The organism is Bifidobacterium colobi, assembly GCF_018555455.1.
GTDB lineage: Bacteria > Actinomycetota > Actinomycetes > Actinomycetales > Bifidobacteriaceae > Bifidobacterium > Bifidobacterium colobi.
In genome coordinates this window covers 351,589-369,555 of the sequence record NZ_JAFEJU010000003.1, presented here as the reverse complement: position 1 = coordinate 369,555, position 17,967 = coordinate 351,589, and the positions used below count along the sequence as shown (strand labels likewise).

The 17,967-nt window shown below is 55.8% G+C and carries 10 protein-coding genes and 1 pseudogene; 8 read left to right on the top strand and 3 right to left on the bottom strand.

Going from position 1 to position 17,967, the window contains the following annotated elements; all coding sequences use genetic code 11:
• Positions 1–2 precede the first annotated feature (2 nt).
• Entirely contained in the window at positions 3–1,754 is a 1,752-nt protein-coding gene (gene amrB, locus JS530_RS06085) for an AmmeMemoRadiSam system protein B (protein WP_214376284.1), read from the top strand.
• Positions 1,741–2,817 (top strand): AmmeMemoRadiSam system radical SAM enzyme, encoded by a 1,077-nt coding sequence (gene amrS, locus JS530_RS06080; protein ID WP_214376283.1) that lies wholly within the window; start codon positions 1,741–1,743, stop codon positions 2,815–2,817. Before amrB ends, amrS begins: the two co-directional genes overlap by 14 nt.
• Positions 2,818–2,925: 108 nt before the next feature.
• Here amrS and JS530_RS06075 read toward each other — a convergent pair whose 3' ends face one another.
• The gene (locus JS530_RS06075) at positions 2,926–5,625 is read right to left on the bottom strand and encodes an SCO7613 C-terminal domain-containing membrane protein (protein WP_214376348.1); all 2,700 of its coding nucleotides are present in this window, start codon (positions 5,623–5,625) and stop codon (positions 2,926–2,928) included.
• Positions 5,626–5,797: 172 nt separating this feature from the next.
• Here JS530_RS06075 and JS530_RS06070 point away from each other — a divergent pair, with 172 nt between their 5' ends.
• Together JS530_RS06070 and JS530_RS06065 are read left to right on the top strand one after the other, a co-directional pair.
• Positions 5,798–7,600 (top strand): proline--tRNA ligase, encoded by a 1,803-nt coding sequence (locus tag JS530_RS06070; protein WP_214376282.1) that lies wholly within the window; start codon positions 5,798–5,800, stop codon positions 7,598–7,600.
• Positions 7,601–7,878: 278 nt separating this feature from the next.
• Positions 7,879–8,508 carry a single-stranded DNA-binding protein gene (locus JS530_RS06065; protein WP_240541113.1) on the top strand — a complete coding sequence of 210 codons (630 nt, stop codon included), beginning with the start codon at positions 7,879–7,881 and terminating at the stop codon, positions 8,506–8,508.
• A 116-nt stretch (positions 8,509–8,624) separates the two neighbouring features.
• On the opposite strand, the gene JS530_RS06060 is transcribed toward JS530_RS06065, so the two are convergent.
• Entirely contained in the window at positions 8,625–10,805 is a 2,181-nt protein-coding gene (locus JS530_RS06060) for a M13 family metallopeptidase (protein WP_214376281.1), read from the bottom strand.
• A gap of 169 nt (positions 10,806–10,974) precedes the next feature.
• On the opposite strand from JS530_RS06060, the gene JS530_RS06055 reads away from it, so the two are divergent.
• The gene (locus tag JS530_RS06055) at positions 10,975–11,625 is read left to right on the top strand and encodes an HdeD family acid-resistance protein (RefSeq protein ID WP_214376280.1); all 651 of its coding nucleotides are present in this window, start codon (positions 10,975–10,977) and stop codon (positions 11,623–11,625) included.
• 280 nt (positions 11,626–11,905) lie between these two features.
• Positions 11,906–12,865, top strand: a pseudogene (locus JS530_RS06050) (glycoside hydrolase domain-containing protein); the annotation flags it as partial.
• A 975-nt stretch (positions 12,866–13,840) separates the two neighbouring features.
• Here JS530_RS06050 and JS530_RS06045 read toward each other — a convergent pair.
• Positions 13,841–14,404, bottom strand: coding sequence for a hypothetical protein (locus JS530_RS06045; RefSeq protein WP_214376278.1), 564 nt, complete (start codon positions 14,402–14,404; stop codon positions 13,841–13,843).
• 944 nt (positions 14,405–15,348) lie between these two features.
• On the opposite strand from JS530_RS06045, the gene map reads away from it, so the two are divergent.
• Both map and JS530_RS06035 read left to right on the top strand, forming a co-directional pair.
• Positions 15,349–16,131: a type I methionyl aminopeptidase gene (gene map, locus JS530_RS06040; protein WP_033891369.1), complete on the top strand. Its 783-nt coding sequence runs from the start codon at positions 15,349–15,351 to the stop codon at positions 16,129–16,131.
• A 251-nt stretch (positions 16,132–16,382) separates the two neighbouring features.
• Positions 16,383–17,675: a citrate synthase gene (locus JS530_RS06035; protein ID WP_214376277.1), complete on the top strand. Its 1,293-nt coding sequence runs from the start codon at positions 16,383–16,385 to the stop codon at positions 17,673–17,675.
• Positions 17,676–17,967: the final 292 nt, after the last annotated feature.

Here is a 17,967-nt window from a genome sequence, read left to right as displayed (position 1 = left end):
TTATGGTGAGTTTCGATATCCATCAGAACAAGGATGTTCGCAGTACTACAAGGAGCGCAGCGAGCGCAGGCAACAGTGCTCGGCAAGGGTATGTGCGCCCGGCTGCGGTTGCCGGCACGTTCTACCCGGCGGATAGGACTCGGCTCAAGCAGCTGATCAATACCCAGCTTGACTACGGCCGCGCGCTGCTCAAAGAACTAGCGCCGCAGCTGCCGGCAGGTGTGCCGAAAGCAGTGATTGTGCCGCACGCTGGATACGTGTATTCCGGTACGACTGCGGCGCTCGCCTACGCTTTGCTTGAACGGGGGCGGGGAAGTGTGACCCGTGCGGTGATTGTGGGGCCCACCCACCGTGTTGCCGTGCGTGGCGTCGCCTGTTCTACGGCAACGGCATTTGCAACGCCGCTAGGTGAGGCATCAGTAGATGTGAATGCAGAGCGCAGGGCTTTGGGACTGGCAGCTGATGAGCCGTTGCGTTCCGGTATGCATGCGCATCCTAATGTTCCAGATTCGGCGCTGATTGTCAACGATCCTACACATGCGCACGAGCATGCGGTGGAAGTGCAGATCCCATTCCTGCAAACCATATTCGGCCCTGACCTGAGCATTGTGCCGCTGAACGCCGGGGATGCCAGCCCCGAAGAAGTCGGTGACGTGCTGCGTTCACTGTGGGGAGGCCCGGAGACGGTCATCGTCATCAGCTCTGATTTATCGCACTACCATCCAGAAGCCTATGCGCGCCAGCTGGATGACGAGACCATAGACAATATTGCGCACTTGCGGCTGCCGATCCATCCGCGCAGGGCGTGCGGCGCGTACCCTATCAACGGGCTGCTCGACGTACTGACCCGCGGACTCGACTCGGCAAAGCGTGAAACATCTCGTGAAACAGCTGATTCGTCGCAGGAGAATACCGCCACGCCCACAAACCCGCAGTTCGACTTACGGCTCCTCTGCCGCAGCACTTCCGGCGACGATGGCGTGGTGGCGCTCGCCGGCAAGCCGCGCCCCGCGATGGACGATCCCGACGAGCCCGTGGTCGGCTATGCGTCGTTCGCGGTATGGCAAAGCGAAGCTACCGGCAACAGCACTGAGTCTGCCTCCAGAACTCATGTCGATAATCATGTCAGTAATGATTCCAAGCAGGATTCCGCCAGTCGTACGTCAGCAGAGCAAGTAGATGAGGCAAATCGTCGCACAGCACTGCTCAGTCTCGCACGCGCGGCCATTCGCCAGCATCTGGGACTCGAGAATGACCCAAGCAACAGTCCGGAAGTAATCATCAGCAGCAATCCTTGGCTGGACGAGCCCGGTGCCAGCTTTGTGACTTTGACCGAACACGGTCAGCTGCGTGGCTGCATCGGCACATTGGAAGCCTACCGGGCGCTTGGCAAGGATGTGGCGGATCATGCCGTGGATGCCGCGGCCCATGACCCGCGATTCTTCCCGGTGAGCAAAGATGAATATCCGCTGCTCCACGTGGAGGTTTCGGTACTTGGCAAGCCGAGTCCGCTGCCGGTACAGTCGCGCACTGAACTTGAGCAAACACTGCGGCCCGGCATCGATGGTCTTATTCTGACCGACCGTCACGGCCGTAGAGCCACCTTCCTGCCGCAAGTCTGGGAGCAGTTGCAGGTACCGCATGATTTCGTTTCGCATCTGCTGGCCAAAGCTGGCATTGCGCCATCGTATGACTGGCATGACGGCGAAATCACTTGTGAACGATACGAGGTGAGCGCGTATGCCGAGCACTGATTATTCCACAGTGCCGGCAGCTGCCATCGGCCGCTGGCAGACGAAATACGATGATGGCAGCAAACGCGCGCGCTGCGAACTGTGCCCACGGCGCTGCGTGCTGAAGCCTGGGCAACGAGGATTCTGCTTCGTCCGCTCCAATCATGATGGCGTTATCGTGTCGGACACCTATGGCCGCAGCTCGGGATTCGCCGTGGACCCAGTGGAGAAAAAGCCGCTCAACCATTTCCATCCGGGGTCCAGCGTGCTGAGTTTCGGTACCGCCGGCTGCAATTCCGGATGCCGATTCTGCCAGAACTGGGATATTTCCAAGGCTCGTGACTTCGATAGGCTTGGCGTGGAAGCCAGTCCGGAGAAGATTGCACAAGTGGCGGCGGACCGAGGCATCGACTCGGTGGCGTTCACCTACAATGATCCAATCGTGTTCGCGGAATATGCGATTGATACCGCTCAAGCATGCCGCGAGCGGGGCATTCATCCGATTGCCGTGACCGCCGGATACATGAGTGCCGCGGCACGGCCGGAGTTCTACGCGGCGATGGATGCGGCGAACATCGATTTGAAAGGCTTCACCGAGGATTTCTATTGGAAAGTGACCGGCACGCATCTCAACGATGTGCTCGACACCATCGACTATGCGGTGAACGAGGCGCGCACGCCAAGCGGCGATCACGTGTGGGTGGAACTCACCACGCTATTGATTCCCGGCCTCAACGATGATGATGCGCAGATTCACGCCGAATGCGCGTGGATTCGAGAGCATCTTGGCCATGATGTGCCGCTGCATTTCTCCGCTTTCCACCCAGCTTGGAAAATGCAGGATATTGAGCCGACCCCGCACGGCACGTTGACCCGCGCACGCACGATTGCCATGAACGAAGGACTGCACTATATGTACACCGGCAACGTGCACGATCACGCCGGCGACACCACATACTGCCCGAACCCGAAGTGCCGGGCAGTGCTGATTGAACGCGACTGGTATCGCATCATCACCGACCGGTTAAGCGGCACCGATGGGCGCTGCCCCGAATGCGGTACGCCGATTGCCGGCCGGTGGTGAGAACGCACAACCGCAGAGCACGTAGAGCGGCGAGACGAAAGAACAATAGGCTCTCCGCGATGGAGCGAAGAGCCTATTGATATGGATTTATTGATCTGGACGAGCAGCTTAGCGCAGGTCGCTGATGCGAGCGGCCAACGTGCGCATCGATTTGAGACTCGCCTCGTATCGTGCTGCTGCGGCAATGAGTATCACGCCGCCGACGAGCAGCCAAACCCACCAATAGTGGCGGGAGAATTCGGCAAGCCACGGCCAAATCACCGTAATCACATGGATGATGAGAATCACCGTGCCGTACACCAATGGTGCTTGCAGTCCTCTGATGGCGCCAATAAGCAGTGCGATCACGGCGATGGTGAACAGTGCAATCGTGCGTGGCAATGCTGGGGTGTTGGTCCAACTCATCAGCAGTGACGGCACCATGAGCAGTGTCAATCCGAGCCACAGCGCGGGCCAGCTGCGGAGACGTGGCTTGAGCTGAAGGCAGCAAATGCCAACGATCAGCGCTGCCAAACCGGCAAGGGCGGTGATGACGTCCACCGGAACGAAGGGGTCTACCTCAGTGGCTGCAGTACGTATCAGCGCAATGGCGCTGACGAGGGAGAAGCCAGTCACGATAAGCGCCGACGGGGAAAGATGATAGGTTACGGTGTCTTTCCTCAGATATGCGGTTCGAGGCGCCGGCTGCTGCGGCATGGGCGTGGATCGCATGGGTTGTGCCGGCGGCATCGGGTATGGCGACACCGCCCAAGGCTGTGCAGGAGGTTGCATGGAAGGCTGCGCAGGAGGTTGCACAGGATACGGATTTGCCGCCAATGGTGCCGATGGCATTGGTGTGGCCGCGGCTGTCGGCACGGCGGCTGCCATGACATTGACGGCTGATGCCGGTTGCGCTATTGCCTTGACTTCTGCATCTTCAGGAGCCGGGGGATAGGGACGAGAGCGCAATGATTCCGGATGCGGTTGGGTGCTGCGTTCCGGAATATACGGGGACGGCATGAATCCTTTGGGTTTGGGTGTGTGCGTGCGCGGGGACGCGCCATTGGTGCGCGTCGCCTTGGTCTGGTTTGGCTTCACCCGGTTTGGCCTCACCGCCATCTGGGCAGGAATCCGAGTGTCGGCCGCCGGCGCTTCGGTCTCTGCTTGTGCCGCGACAGAAGCCCGCAGGGATATCAGCCATGCCGCCGCGCTCACCGTAAGCATGATGACGTATCCAGCGAGGCCCATCACCGCTTGCAGTGTGCTGCTTTGCGAGAACGACGAAGTGCACAGAATCGAGAGAAGTATCGCCCCCATTGCGCTGGCTGAAATACGCTCGTGAGGGCTGAGCGTCTTGCTGCGGGTAAACAGCAGTGTGCTGACCGTCAGTATGATCGCCAGAATAAGTGTCGAAATGATGTCCGGGATGGTCCATGCCCAATCGTCGCTGATTACCGGCAGTAACGTTTCACGCAGCACGGATTCGGGACCTGTGGTCAGCGACCAAACCAGCCCCAGCGTGGGTACGATGCGGAGTGCCGGGTTGACCGGTTTGCCAGTGCGATAGGCCTTCCTCAGATGCAAAATCAGCAGCATGCCGGCCCAAAGAATGGGCACCATGATGAACGTGATGGCGACCAGCCAATGAGGTTTGGTGCTTTGCAACGTGAACGAAGCGGAAAAGCCGGCGATCACCAGAACAATGCTGGCCACGATCAGCGAGGTCATCCACTCGAAATCAGCGTAGCGGCCCTGTGAGGGCACGCGTACCAAAGCGGCAAAAAGCACCATGCTTGCGGCCGTGATAATGAACGCCAACGGCCAGAGCAGATCCTTATTGGTAATGGGAAGCGACGAAGCCAGCGACAATACGGCATATGGAATCGACCACATGGCGTACAAGGTGGTGGCCCTGAGCGGCATCACCGGGACGGTCTTGCTGGCGGTCATGTTCTGGTGGTCAGATGGTTCTGCGGCAACAGCACCGGCAACAGTGCCGGCATCAGCACCCGGTTGCGGAACTGGCTGTGCTCGCTTGCCCGTATCAGGCAAGGCCACATAAGGGGCCATGAATCGCAGCCCATAGGCCAGTACGGTAATCATCGCGATGATAATGCCTGTGGAAATACCATCAGCAACCACTTTGGCCACCGGTGGAATATCGCTCACCAGTGCGGCATCGATGGACAGTGCCGCAAGACCGGCCCATGTCAATCCCTCCGCAGTGACGCGCAGTCGTTTGGTGAGCAGCATGCCAATGACCAGTGCGATGAGACCGACCACGCCGATGGAAATCGCGCGACCGATATCGCCGATGAGCGTATACGCGAACGATGCGAACGCCAGCACGGCGATGGTCACCAAAGCGACACCGAGAATCAGCAGCAGCACTTGGACGCTAGAGTGCTGAGGCTTACGTGCACGTTGTGGTTCCTGAGGCTGCTGCCCAAAATAATCCTGCATCATCGATAGTCCAGAGTCCTGGGCCTGCGGGTTCATCGGTGGCAGTCCGTTTGGCTGTGGCAGTCCTGCCTGCTGTGGCTGTGGCTGATTGGGCAGCGGCTGCATTGGTGACTGTTGCATCGGTGGTTGTTGCATCGGTGGCTGACCATATGGCGGTGCGTACGGTGGCGCATATGGTTGTGCCGGCGGCTGCATCAGCGGTGATGCCAGCGGTTGAGCATATGGCGGCTGCGGCGCGAACTGCGGCTGCTGCGGCTGCCCAAACATCGGCTGTGGCTGCTGTGGCTGCTGCGGCTGCTGTGGCTGGAATGGCGACGGTTGCGGTCCAGGCTGCGGTTGAATTGGAGAATATTGCGGCTGCGTCATTGTTCCCACCTACCCCTTCTATCGCTTCCCATTGTCGCACGCGGGTGACGGAAAACCAAGATGCGTAAAGCTACATAAGTCAATGGCGATTCCTGTACATTGATACATCGCGTCAGGTGGATACTATCGGTTGATAGCCGGCTTGTCGGTTCGCATGAATATCTTGGAACCTATGACTTCCAATACCCTTCGTATGTCTACTTTGTTCCTGCGCACGTTGCGCGAAGACCCGGCGGACGCGGACGTGGATTCCGCCAAGCTGCTGCAGCGCGCCGGCTACATCCGCAAGGCGGCCCCCGGCATCTGGACCTGGCTGCCGCTCGGCCTGCGCGTACTCAACAAGATCGAGGCCATCATCCGCGAAGAGATGGCTGGCATCGGCGCACAGGAAGTGCACTTCCCGGCCCTGCTGCCGCGCGAGCCGTATGAGGCCACCCATCGCTGGGAGGAGTACGGCGACAACATCTTCCGTCTGAAGGATCGTCACCAGGCCGACTACCTGCTGGCTCCCACCCACGAGGAAATGTTCACCCTGCTGGTCAAGGACATGTACTCGTCCTACAAGGATCTGCCGGTTGTGCTGTACCAGATTCAGACCAAGTACCGTGACGAATTCCGTCCGCGCGCCGGCCTGATTCGCGGCCGTGAATTCGTGATGAAGGACGCCTACTCGTTCAACGTGGACGAAGAGGGCATGCGCAAGGCATACATGGACGAGCGTGGTGCCTATGAGCGCGTGTTCCAGCGCATCGGCCTCAAGTACGTGCCGGTGTTCGCCATGTCCGGCCCGATGGGTGGCTCCGCATCCGAGGAGTTCCTGGCTCCGATGCCGATCGGCGAGGATACCTTCGCGCTGGCCCCCTCCGGCAAGGCTTGGAATGTTGAGGCGCTGCATACGCCGGAACTGCCGGAAATCGACGCTTCCAACACGCCTGCCGCCAGCAAGGAATCAACGCCGGACGCCAAGACCATCGACAAGATGATCGAGCGCGCCAACGCCGATCACCCGCGTGATGACGGCCGCGAATGGGCTGCCTCCGACATTCTGAAGAACGTGGTCATCGCCGTCAAGCACCCGGAGGATGAGGAGCATGACGAGCCGTGGCGTGAGCTGATCGTTGTGGGTGTGCCGGGCGATCGTACGGTCGACATGAAGCGTCTCGAGGCGCAGTTCGCTCCCTCCGAGCTTGAAGAGGCCACCGAAGAGGACCTGAAGAAGCATCCCGAACTCGTGCCGGGTTACATTGGTCCGATGGTGCTTGGCCCGCAGGCTGAGGCCGCTGGCGTCAAGGAGCCGTTGCGCTACTTCGTGGACGCGCACGTGGTGAAGGGTTCCGCATGGTTCACCGGTGCCGATGAGCATGAAGTGGACTACTACAACCTCGTCTACGGTCGTGACTTCGAGGCCAGTGGCGTGGTGGAGGCCGTCGAGGTGCGCCATGGCGACATGAGCCCGGACGGTTCCGGCCCGTTGAGCTTCGAGCGTGGTGTGGAGATCGGTCAGGTCTTCCAGCTGGGCTTGAAGTACTCCAAGGCTCTGGACTTGAAGGTCCTCGACCAGAACGGCAAGACTGTGCCGGTGTGGATGGGCTGCTACGGCATCGGTGTGTCCCGCGTGCTCGCATGTGTCGCCGAAACGCACCACGATGAGGCTGGCCTGGCTTGGCCGTCCGTGATCGCTCCGGCTCAGGTGCACGTGGTGGCCACCGGTAAGGACGCTCAGGCGTTCGAAGGCGCCGAGAAGCTGGTCGAAGAGCTTGAGGCCAACGGCGTCGAGGTCATTTACGACGACCGCAAGAAGGTTTCTCCGGGCGTGAAGTTCAAGGATGCCGAGCTCATCGGCGTGCCGACCATCGCCGTGGTGGGCCGCGACTTTGTGAACAACGGCACGATCGAGATTCGTGACCGCAATGGCGAGAACAAGGTTGCCGTGCCGGCTGACGAGGCCGTGAAGACCCTGCTCGAGCGTCTGTAACGCTTCGAAACAAGCACTGACGCCATCCTGCCTACAGCAGGGTGGCGTTTTTTGTTGCGTATTGTGCTGTTCGTTGTTGCGTATTGTGGATAACCAAAAGTTATCCACAACGCTTCAAACCCCGTCATAGTATCCACATTTGCCAGTTGCCCTTGTGCTGCTCAACCGACATGCCTCACAGTGGAGATACCGCCGCTCGGATTGTTCGCAACGGTGCGTACAACGACTCCGGCGGTCCATAGTATTGCGCCATTGCGGCGCGAAGGAAAGGATATATCATGGCGAACCAACAGGCATCAGTGACGATGACCGGCTTCGTTGCCGGAGACCTCGTTAAAGGCGGGAATGACAATTTTGTAGTGGCGACCTTCCGTATGGGCAGCACGCGCAGCCGATTGAATCCCAACACCAAACAATGGGAGGAATTTGGCACTGTATGGCTTACCGTAAAATCATTCCGGTCTCTGGCCAATAATGTATTGCAATCAATCCGACGCGGCGACCGCATCATTGTGGTTGGTGTGCTGAACACCGAACAGTGGACAAATGAGCACGGAGAGCCGCGCAGTAGGACGGTACTTGAGGCTACGAATATCGGTCATGATTTGATGTTCGGCACCACGAATCTTACAAAATCACAGCGCCAGAATGGCAACAGTAGAAATGCCGCAGTGAATGGCAATGCGAACGGTAACGCTGTGCCTCCTAGTGCGACCGGCATTCCGGGTGGTGCAGCCGATGCGACACTGCCGCAGCAGACCGCGCCACCGGTTGAACTCGGTGATGGCGCCTTCCGGCAAGATGCATCCGATCCGGCATCGATGTGCGCGACTATGCCAATGGAATCCGGGCAGGATACCTTGCAGCAAACCTACGATGATGAATTCGCTGAAGAGGCGCAGATATGAATGGAGATTATTGCGCATAAACAAACGGCCTACAGCGGCATCGGTGTGCAGCTGTAGGCCGGGTTCACACAGTCGGTGAGCCGGGTTCACACAGTCGGTGACATCTGTGGGATGCGTTACCAGATGCGCACGCGGCGGTCAGGAGCAAGCCACATGGCATCGCCTTCGTGCACGCCAAAGGCATCGTAGAACAGATCCACATTGCTGGCGATGCCGTTGGTGCGGAACTCGGCGGGGGAGTGCGGATCGATCTGCAGATACTGTTCGGCAAGCTCGTCGCGGTTCTTGGTACGCCAGATGGAGGCGTAGCTCAGGAAGAACCGCTGCAAACCAGTGAAACCATCGATTACCGGCGCGGTATCCAACAGCGCCTTGATGGCAGCCGGAGAGCCGTTCTCGTCACCGCTGCCGTTGATGGTGCCTTCGGCCTTGCCAAGCGCGAACGCATACGCCTTGAGCGCGATGTTCACGCCGCCCAGATCGCCGATGTTCTCGCCGATGGTCAATGCACCGTTCACATGCGGAGCCTTGTCCGGCTCGTCGGCATACTTCTCAACCAACTGTTGGGGCACAAATCCGTTGTACTGGTCGATCAGCGCCTTGGTGCGCTCCTCGAAGTTCTTGCGGTCCTCGTCGGTCCACCAATTGTTGAGTTTGCCGTCGCCGTCGTACTGGGAACCCTGATCGTCGAAACCGTGGCCGATCTCGTGGCCGATCACGGCACCGATACCGCCGTAGTTGGCGGCGTCATCGGCTTCGGGATCAAAGAACGGAGGTTGCAGAATGGCTGCCGGGAACACGATGACGTTCATGCTCGGCTCATAGTAGGCGTTCACCGTCTGCGGGTTCATCAGCCATTCATCCTTGTCGGCGGGCTTGCCCACCTTGGCCAGCTGATAGCCGGTCTCATACAGGTTCGCGGCCTTGGCGTTGTCGGCGAGCACGGCATCGGCGGAAACATCCAACGCGGAGTAGTCACGCCAATGATTGGTGTAACCGATCTTCGGAGTGAACTTGGAAAGCTTCTCCAAAGCCTTGGCCTTGGTTGCCTCGCCCAGCCAATCGGAATTGGAGATGGACACGCGGTAGGCGTCGATGAGGTTCGCCACGAGCTGCTCCATGCGCTGCTTGGAGCTTTCCGGGAAGTGACGGCGCACGTATTCCTGACCCACATCTTCGCCGCAGATGCCGTTGACGAGGCTCACGCCGCGCTTCCAACGGTCGCGCTGCTTCTTGGCGCCGGAAAGCACCTTGCCGAAGAAGTCGAAGTTGGTGACGTCGAACACGTGCGACAGCATGCTCGCGGAGCCAACAATCACATGCACGTGAGCCCAAAGCTTCAAATCAGCCAAGTCGGCGTCAGCCCAGAACTGATCAAGACCCTTAAGGAAGCTCGGTTCGTGCACGATCGTGCGGGTGAACACGGACCTGAAATCGATGGGCTGGGCCTTTGCCGCCGTGGTGGCATCATAGGCGGACTGCCAGGCGCTAATCCACGAGTCCACGTCGAAGTTCTTGAGCGTAGCGGCGAGGTCGACGTAATCGGTGGGATTATAGGTCTTCACCGAGTCGCGGGTGGCCACATTATCCCAATGGTTGGCGGCGATCTTGGTTTCCACCTCGAGGAAGTGGCGGGCCATGGCCAGTGCGGCCTCGCTCGGCACTACGGCCGGTGCTTCGTCACCATTGGCATCCGCGGACTGCGGCAGATCGTCATTGCCGGCCGAATCGGCGGCGGGCGCATAGCCGGCGTTGACCAGCTGCGTGGCCACCATGGTCACGTATGCTTCACGCACCGGTGCGTAGTGATCCTCTCGGTAGTAGGCTTCATCGGGCAGCATGATGCCGCCCTGCTCGATATGCGCGATGTTGAGATCCGGGTTGCCAGGGTCGCCATACACGGCCAGGCCAAACAGATCCGGGCCGCCAGCGGGATTGATGGTGCCGAGCACGCGGGTCAGCGCGGCCTTGTCAATGGCGGAATCGATGAGATCCAGTTCGTCGCGGATCGGGTCAAGTCCGGCCTCCTCAATGGCTTCGGTGTTGAGGAACGAACGATACAGCGCCTGAGATTTGACGGCGGGGGAGTCGTTGTCTTCGAGGATTTCACGTACCTGGTTCTCGGCATCCTCGGCGAGCTTATCGAACGAACCATAGCGGGAGCGATCGTCCGGCAGACGGTAGGTGTCGATCCAAGGGCCATTAACGTAGCGGAACAAGTCGTTGACCGGCTTGATGGTGGATGAGAAGGATGACGGGTCGATGCCCGACTTCGTTGCTGCGGTTTCGTTAGTCATGCCCTCCAGCCTAGACCATGGCGCGTTAGGTTCGGCTCACTGTATTGGGCTGTGGGCTGATTTCGTAGTGCGACTAATAAAAAATTAGACACTATGACTAGCTGTGCTTATGGTGTGAATTAGGCAGTTTGTCTAAAATCGGTGATTGGAACATGAATTGGAAGGAGCTATGATGAGCGACCCGAATTTCAACAACCAGAACCCGTACACCCCGCAGCCGGAGCAGCCGAATTGGTATGCCGGTGATTTCAGCCCATTTCGTTTGATTGAGGAATGGCTGCCACAGCGTGCCAAGTCCACCATTCGTGTGATCTACGGTGTAGTTGGCGTTGCCGCCATTGCCCTTGGTGCGGCACTGCTAATTTCACCGAATAAGACTTTGGCGCTGGCCGCGTTGCTGCTGGGCGTCTATTTCGTGATTTCCGGCGTGGTGCGCATCGTCAGCGCTTTGGTGACGCCTCTGTTGCCGGGTGGCTGGCGCGTGCTGGATGTGTTGATCGGCATCCTGCTCACCTTCGGCGGTGTGGTGGTCGTGCGCAATTACGGTTTGACCGGCGAGACTCTGGCCTTGCTCGTCACTTTGATGGTGGGCTTCGGCTGGATTATGGAAGGCGTGATGGCACTGGTGGAATCCTGGCGCATCCCACGCTCCGGTTGGGCCATCGCCTACGCCATTATCTCCATCATTGCCGGCTTTGTGGTGCTGATGAGCCCGTTGAATTCCACGATCTTCATGATCGTCTTCGGCGGCTGCGCGATGGTGGTCATGGGCATCACTGCCCTCGTCCGCGCGTTCACGTTCGGCAAGCGCAGGAAGTAGCGTGTGCTGAAGCGCTGCCGAGTCCAAAGCGTCCTTGTCGGGAATTGTTCCTGCAAGGGCGCTTTATCGACTGTATACATTGTCTCAGTGGAGCGTCGAACTTAGCGGTTGATTAAGCGTTGAGACAAATAATAAATGATATTTCGGGCACCGTTTTTTATGACACGGATGGAGCGCCGTCGATGTTGATTGGTTAACAATCTGATCTTCTGCGGCAGTACGAGTGAAGGCGGGTGATTATTCCCGCCCGAACAGTACTGATCCTATAAAGGAGGACATTATGGTAGACCAGATGGTTTTGCAAACACAGCAGTGGCTGAATAAAACCTATGGGAAGGATTCTCGATTCAACGCTGTCTCTGAAAATGGGCAAACCGGTTGGGAAACGATTTACGGTTTGACGCGAGCGCTGCAAATTGAGCTAGGTATCCAAACCACAGCCGATAATTTCGGTCCTTCTACGCAGAGTCTTTTTGCGAAGCGGTATCCTAACGGTGTCCAGCAGCAGAAAGACGGCGATGGGGCCAAATCGAATGTATATTCCATCATCCAAGGAGCGCTCTGGTGCAAGGGGTACTCAACTGGTAGCAATATCTCTCAACATTTTTACAGCGGTACCGGTTCGGCAATTAAAGATCTCAAGACTGATATGGGCATTGGTGGTGATACCCGTTTTGAAATTACAGCGGAGCGATTGGCGACGCTCAAGGCAGATGGTTATCGAATTGTTGGTCGTTATCTGACTGAGCCTGGACAGAATAAGCTTGACCCATCGGAATACTTCAAGGCAATTCGTCCTGGCGAGCTTGAACGCATTACTGCGGGTGGTATGCAATTCTTCCCGATTTTCCAAGAATATTCCACGAAGCTTAGCCATTTCACTGTGGAAAACGGTAGGAAGCATGCCCAGAGCGCTCGAGAGGCGGCGCAGCGTTTGGGTATTCCGCCAACATATATCTATTTCGCGGTCGATTTCGATGCTACCGATGATCAGGTGAGCAGCACCATTCTTCCGTATTTCCGTGCGATTCTCTCTAGCCTTGGTGGTGGTTATAAAGTTGGTATCTACGCTTCGCGCAACATTTGCACACGTATTATTGAAGCGGGGTGTGCTGGATGTGCGTTCGTGTCGGACATGTCTACGGGATTTTCCGGCAATCTGGGATTCCCGATTCCTAATGATTGGGTATATGACCAGTTTACTGAAATCAGTAATTACAGGGGTCAGGGATGGGATTTGGCCTCGACGATGAGTAATATCCAAGATGTCATGGATTGGAATCCCGATGCGGATCTTCACGCCGTTTGCGAGGCGCTTGTTGGGCAAGATGAGACATACCTGTCGCATCCGGGAATTGCTAATTTGATTACCGGCAAATATGTGAATGGTGTATGGAAGTCCATCAGTAATTCGTGTAATCGTGACGATTTATGCTGCGATGGTGATGCTATTCGTTTTGCTCAAGTGCTTAGTGCGGGTAATGGTGAATCCACACATCTGCTGTCTCAGACCATGCGTGACTACTACAACGATGCTGGCTTATTGGCAAATCGTTTCAAGCAAATTGCGTGGAGTATGGGTGCTACCAATCAGAATGATGCTGCCACTGCTTTCCGAACTAAAGTGGATTGGGGGAATGGGATATTGAAGTGGTCAATAATTGGAGAGGTTTCTGCTGATGTAATTAACGCATCGTGTAAAGCATTAGCTGATTATATCTTCTAATTATTTCTGCGCTTGGGTTGGTTTTTCTATAGAGAGAGCCAACCCAAGCGCATAAATTAATGCTGGTATGCCATATGAGCCATAGAGGCGACCAATCCATGATCCGTCATCGATATAGATATAATGTATGAAGTCAAAAAACTGTTAATTATATCAATGTTAAGTGAATAATATAAGCATATTATGCTTATATTATTAAATATGTAAGAAAGAATTAGTGATATTAATACTAGTGAAAAATTGTATTTTATCGATTTGAATACTTTTTTATTTAGTAAATAAAAAACAAATGAAAATGAAATATGTGGAATTGTTATTATGCCGATATATAGTAATGGAATAAACCAGGTCATTTTTACTATTTCAAATATGATTCGAAGTTGTATGAATAAAAGAAACGAAGGGAGTATGGTATTTGCGAGAATAAAAAGATGATATTTCTTTGCAAAAAAATTTGAATTTTTGCATATGTATTTTGGCATTTCTATCCTATCGTAATGGAGTGGTTTCCGTTATGTCGTAAACGTCATTCAAGTAGCCATAACGACCTTGGTGGCGATTTTTGGTAAAGCGAATGAGGTTGACGTTACTGTCAAAATCCAGCTCATCGATATGATCTGTGTTCTCTAAGATGATGATTTGCTGGTCTTTGGCTTGTTCTTTTAATGCGTCGAACAGTCCAGCGCGCATGGATGTGCTGATGGCATGGACTCCTTCATCAAATCCCAGCAAAGGAGTGTCGATGAGCAGCCATTGAAGGGCATGTGATGATCGTCTGTTCAGATAGTCGTGAAAAGCAAGCAATAACACGGTGTTGAGGAGTGCACAGTAACCTTTACCTTGTTCAGCTGCTTTTGAATAACCGTCTATTGTGATATCGAAAGTTTGTCGATCAAAATCTGCCTCTCTTGCTGTAACATCCTCGTCGCTCGGTGGTTTCATTTGTATGGTGCTGTGGCAGAACTGGCAGGTATCGGGATAGGGGTGCTCTCGATTATGCCTCAGTACTTGCAGTTGCAAATCCAATCGTGCTTGATCGAAAAAATCTTTCATAAACCCGATTTTGCTGTGGGGCACTCCAATCGCGTACAAGTGGGCAATGGCGCAAAAAATCTCCTAGTGCGTACATGTTACCTGACTGAGCCAGAGTCAAGTTCGTCTTCATTTCGCCTCACTTTGCCTCGCTTTGCCTTCAGTGCCCAAGGGCAGTTTTCCTACGATAAAAACAGGTTTGGAACTTAGTTCCGATATTCGCTGGACAACCAAATCCAGTATATGACGGTTAGGTTATTGAACCCTATTGTGTGCGCAGACTTCTCACGAAAGGAGAGCGATGGACTGAACTGACAAGTTGTAACGACTATGCCTTTTATTGAACTGGCCATTCATTAGGCGTATCGATCATTTGCTGCAGCGAAGCTGGCTGTGGACGTTCATATTCAAAGCAAAGAGACCTGCCTACAGAATTGTGGTGCGGGGCCATCAACGGAATTCTGTTGTCTTGAAAATAAGAATGAGTTGATGGCCCCGCACGCTGTTAAGCGGTCTGTATGCTTTTGGTCTTTTCTGGTGCGGGTCTCCCATTTCCCGATATAGACGGGAGGGAGTCGTTGTGAAACTCGTTTTCAAACATGAAGCCAATAGAGCGGGCAATACGTCCGAGTCGGATGTTTATGACCTTACGGAAGAGGAAATGCGATCAATGCTCGAACGAGATCGAATCTTACGGGCCGTCGATGCGCGATGCAGCCCTGAAGAACTAGCATTCAGACATCCGCAAACTATATTGCAGGATGTTTGGAATTTGGCGTGTTGGGAGGGAAAAAGAAGCAGCCAGAGAACTACAAAGAAACGTCTCTTCTAGTGGATGTTCGTATTGGCCGAGTGGAGAGGAGGCGGGGACGGCATGTGCGCAAGAAATAGCGCATAGTCCCTGGCGGTTGACCCCGGGCTGGTCTAGAGTTGAGAACAAGTCTCAACAAGGTAGAAAGAACCGTATGATCGAACTGAAAACCCCTCGTGAAATCGAGGAAATGAAGCCTGCCGGCCGTTTCGTCGGCGGCATTTTGAAGGAACTGCAGGAAACCACCAAGGTCGGCACCAATCTGCTGGAAATCGACGAATTCGTTCACAAGAAGATCGTGGACCGCAAGGGTGCAGAATCCTGCTACGTGGATTACGCGCCGGACTTCGGCACCGGCCCGTTCGCCCACTACATCTGCACGTCCGTCAACGACGCAGTACTGCACGGCATTCCGTATGACTACAACCTGAAGGACGGCGATCTGGTCTCCCTTGATCTCGCCATCTCCGTGGACGGCTGGGTTGCCGATTCCGCAGTGAGCTTCGTGGTCGGCAAGGACCCCGATCCGGAAGACCTGCGACTGATCAAGTGCACTGAGGAAGCGCTCGCCGCCGCCATTGACGTGGCAAAGCCGGGCAACCGCCTCGGTGACATCTCTAGCACCATCGGCGACGTTGCTCGTACCTACGGCTATCCGATCAACCTTGAATTCGGTGGTCATGGTGTGGGTCACATTATGCACGGTGACCCGCATGTGCCGAACGACGGCAAGGCGCACCACGGCTACAAGCTGCGCGAAGGCCTGGTCATCGCCATCGAACCGTGGTTCCTGAAGACCACCGACGAGATCTACCAGGATCCGAAGGACGGCTGGACGTTGCGTTCCGAGGATGGCTCCCGTGGCGCTCACTCCGAGCACACCATCGCCATCACCGAAAACGGCCCGATCATCTTCACCGATCGCACCAACCTGTGATTCTCTCCCACGGTGTGGTGATTCCTCCACGGTGTGGTAAACGAAAATGGCTTATTTCTGCGGTTTTAGCGGAATGGCCATAGTGTTGTTTGCCACACCGTGGAGGTTTTTTTATTGCGGCGCAATGGTGTCGCGCGTGTTTTTGAGACGACAACTTGCGTTGAAACATAGGTGCCATATAGTGAGCCATACTTTTGAACCGAATGGCACGCCCATCGGTATCAGCCCGTATGTAATAGGGAGCAATAAGTATGGCAACAGCCCAGCTGAATGTGGATGACAGCAAATATACCCTGCCGGTGGTTAAGGCAACGGCAGGTGCGGACGGTATCGTCGTCTCCAAACTGCGCAACGATGGCTGGGTGACGCTTGATCCGGGATTTCTGACCACCGCTCAGTGCGAGTCGAAAATCACCTATATCGATGGCAAGCATTCGATTCTGCGCTATCGCGGCTACCCAATCGAACAGCTCTGCGACCAGTCCGATTTTCTGGAAGTGGCGTGGCTGCTGCGCCATGGAGACCTGCCGAGCAAGGAGCAGTACGAGAAGTTCGTTTCCGCCATCAACCATCGCACCATGGTCGGTGAGGATTTCCGCACCTTCATGGGTTCGTTCCCGCGTACCGCGCATCCGATGAGCGTGCTCGCCTCCGCCATCAACGCACTGGCCACGTTCTATCCGGATACTACGGATATCACCGATTCCGACCAGCTTGATGAGGCGGCGGTCATCATCATGGCCAAAGTGCGTACCATCGTGTCCTACATCTTCCGTCGTCGCCGTGATGAACCGATGCTGTATCCGGATTACGCGCGCGGCTATGTGGATGACTTCCTGCGCATGTGTTTCGCCGTTCCCTATGAACCGTTCGAATCCGATCCGCTGTATGTGCACGCACTGGGTCGACTGCTCATTATCCACGCCGATCATGAGCAGAATTGCTCGACGTCCGTGGTGCGCATCGCCGGTTCCGCCCACGCCAACCTGTATTCCGCGGTGGCCGCTGGCGTGAACGCGCTTTCCGGTCCGTTGCATGGCGGCGCGAATGAGGCTGTGTTGCGCCAGTTGAAGGCGATTCGCGATTCCGGTAAGACGGTTGCCGAGTTCGTGGAAGAGGCCAAGAAGAACGGCCAGAAGATCTCCGGCCTTGGTCACCGTGTGTACAAGTCCTATGATCCGCGTGCAGCCATCGCCAAGCAGTACTTGGAGAAGATTATGGAACGCGAGGATACATCCAAGCTGCCGGCCGACGAACGTGCATTGTTCGATGTGGCCGTGGAGTTGGAACGCATTGCCCTGAGCGACGAGTACTTCGTTTCGCGCAATCTGTATCCGAACGTGGACTTCTATACGGGTTTGATTTACCGTGCCATCGGCTTCGATCCGGCCATGTTCACCACATTGTTCGCTTTGGGGCGTATCCCCGGTTGGATTGCACAGTATCGTGAGATGCTCGCTGATCCGAACACCAAGATCGGCCGCCCGCGCCAGGTTTACACCGGCCCGGTGGAGCGCGATTACGTGCCGCTTGACGAACGGTGATAGCAATTCGGCATGCTGCTAGCATGTGAGCGAAACGTGCTCAACATGTGTTGCATTGCGTATGGAATATCGCATTGGGCCGAGGATTTGCCTCGCTGAGAGGGTGCTTAGCGAGGCAAATCCTCGAGTGTGTCGAGGATTTGCGGCGTTTAGAGAGCTCACTGGGGCAATACGTTGATTGGGTCGAGGTTTTGCTCTGGTGAGCATGTGCTAAGCGGAGCAAAACCTCGACCTAATCGTGGGAATTCCTTGTTGGGATGCGTTCAGCGGGGCAATATCTCGAGAGATATAC

Excerpts from the sequence above, each read along its gene's own strand:
- amrB (WP_214376284.1), top strand. The coding sequence starts at position 3 with ATGGTGAGTTTCGATATCCATCAGAACAAGGATGTTCGCAGTACTACA.
- amrS (WP_214376283.1), top strand. The coding sequence starts at position 1,741 with ATGCCGAGCACTGATTATTCCACAGTGCCGGCAGCTGCCATCGGCCGC.
- JS530_RS06075 (WP_214376348.1), bottom strand. The coding sequence starts at position 5,625 with ATGACGCAGCCGCAATATTCTCCAATTCAACCGCAGCCTGGACCGCAA.
- JS530_RS06070 (WP_214376282.1), top strand. The coding sequence starts at position 5,798 with ATGACTTCCAATACCCTTCGTATGTCTACTTTGTTCCTGCGCACGTTG.
- JS530_RS06065 (WP_240541113.1), top strand. The coding sequence starts at position 7,879 with ATGGCGAACCAACAGGCATCAGTGACGATGACCGGCTTCGTTGCCGGA.
- JS530_RS06060 (WP_214376281.1), bottom strand. The coding sequence starts at position 10,805 with ATGACTAACGAAACCGCAGCAACGAAGTCGGGCATCGACCCGTCATCC.
- JS530_RS06055 (WP_214376280.1), top strand. The coding sequence starts at position 10,975 with ATGATGAGCGACCCGAATTTCAACAACCAGAACCCGTACACCCCGCAG.
- JS530_RS06045 (WP_214376278.1), bottom strand. The coding sequence starts at position 14,404 with ATGAAAGATTTTTTCGATCAAGCACGATTGGATTTGCAACTGCAAGTA.
- map (WP_033891369.1), top strand. The coding sequence starts at position 15,349 with ATGATCGAACTGAAAACCCCTCGTGAAATCGAGGAAATGAAGCCTGCC.
- JS530_RS06035 (WP_214376277.1), top strand. The coding sequence starts at position 16,383 with ATGGCAACAGCCCAGCTGAATGTGGATGACAGCAAATATACCCTGCCG.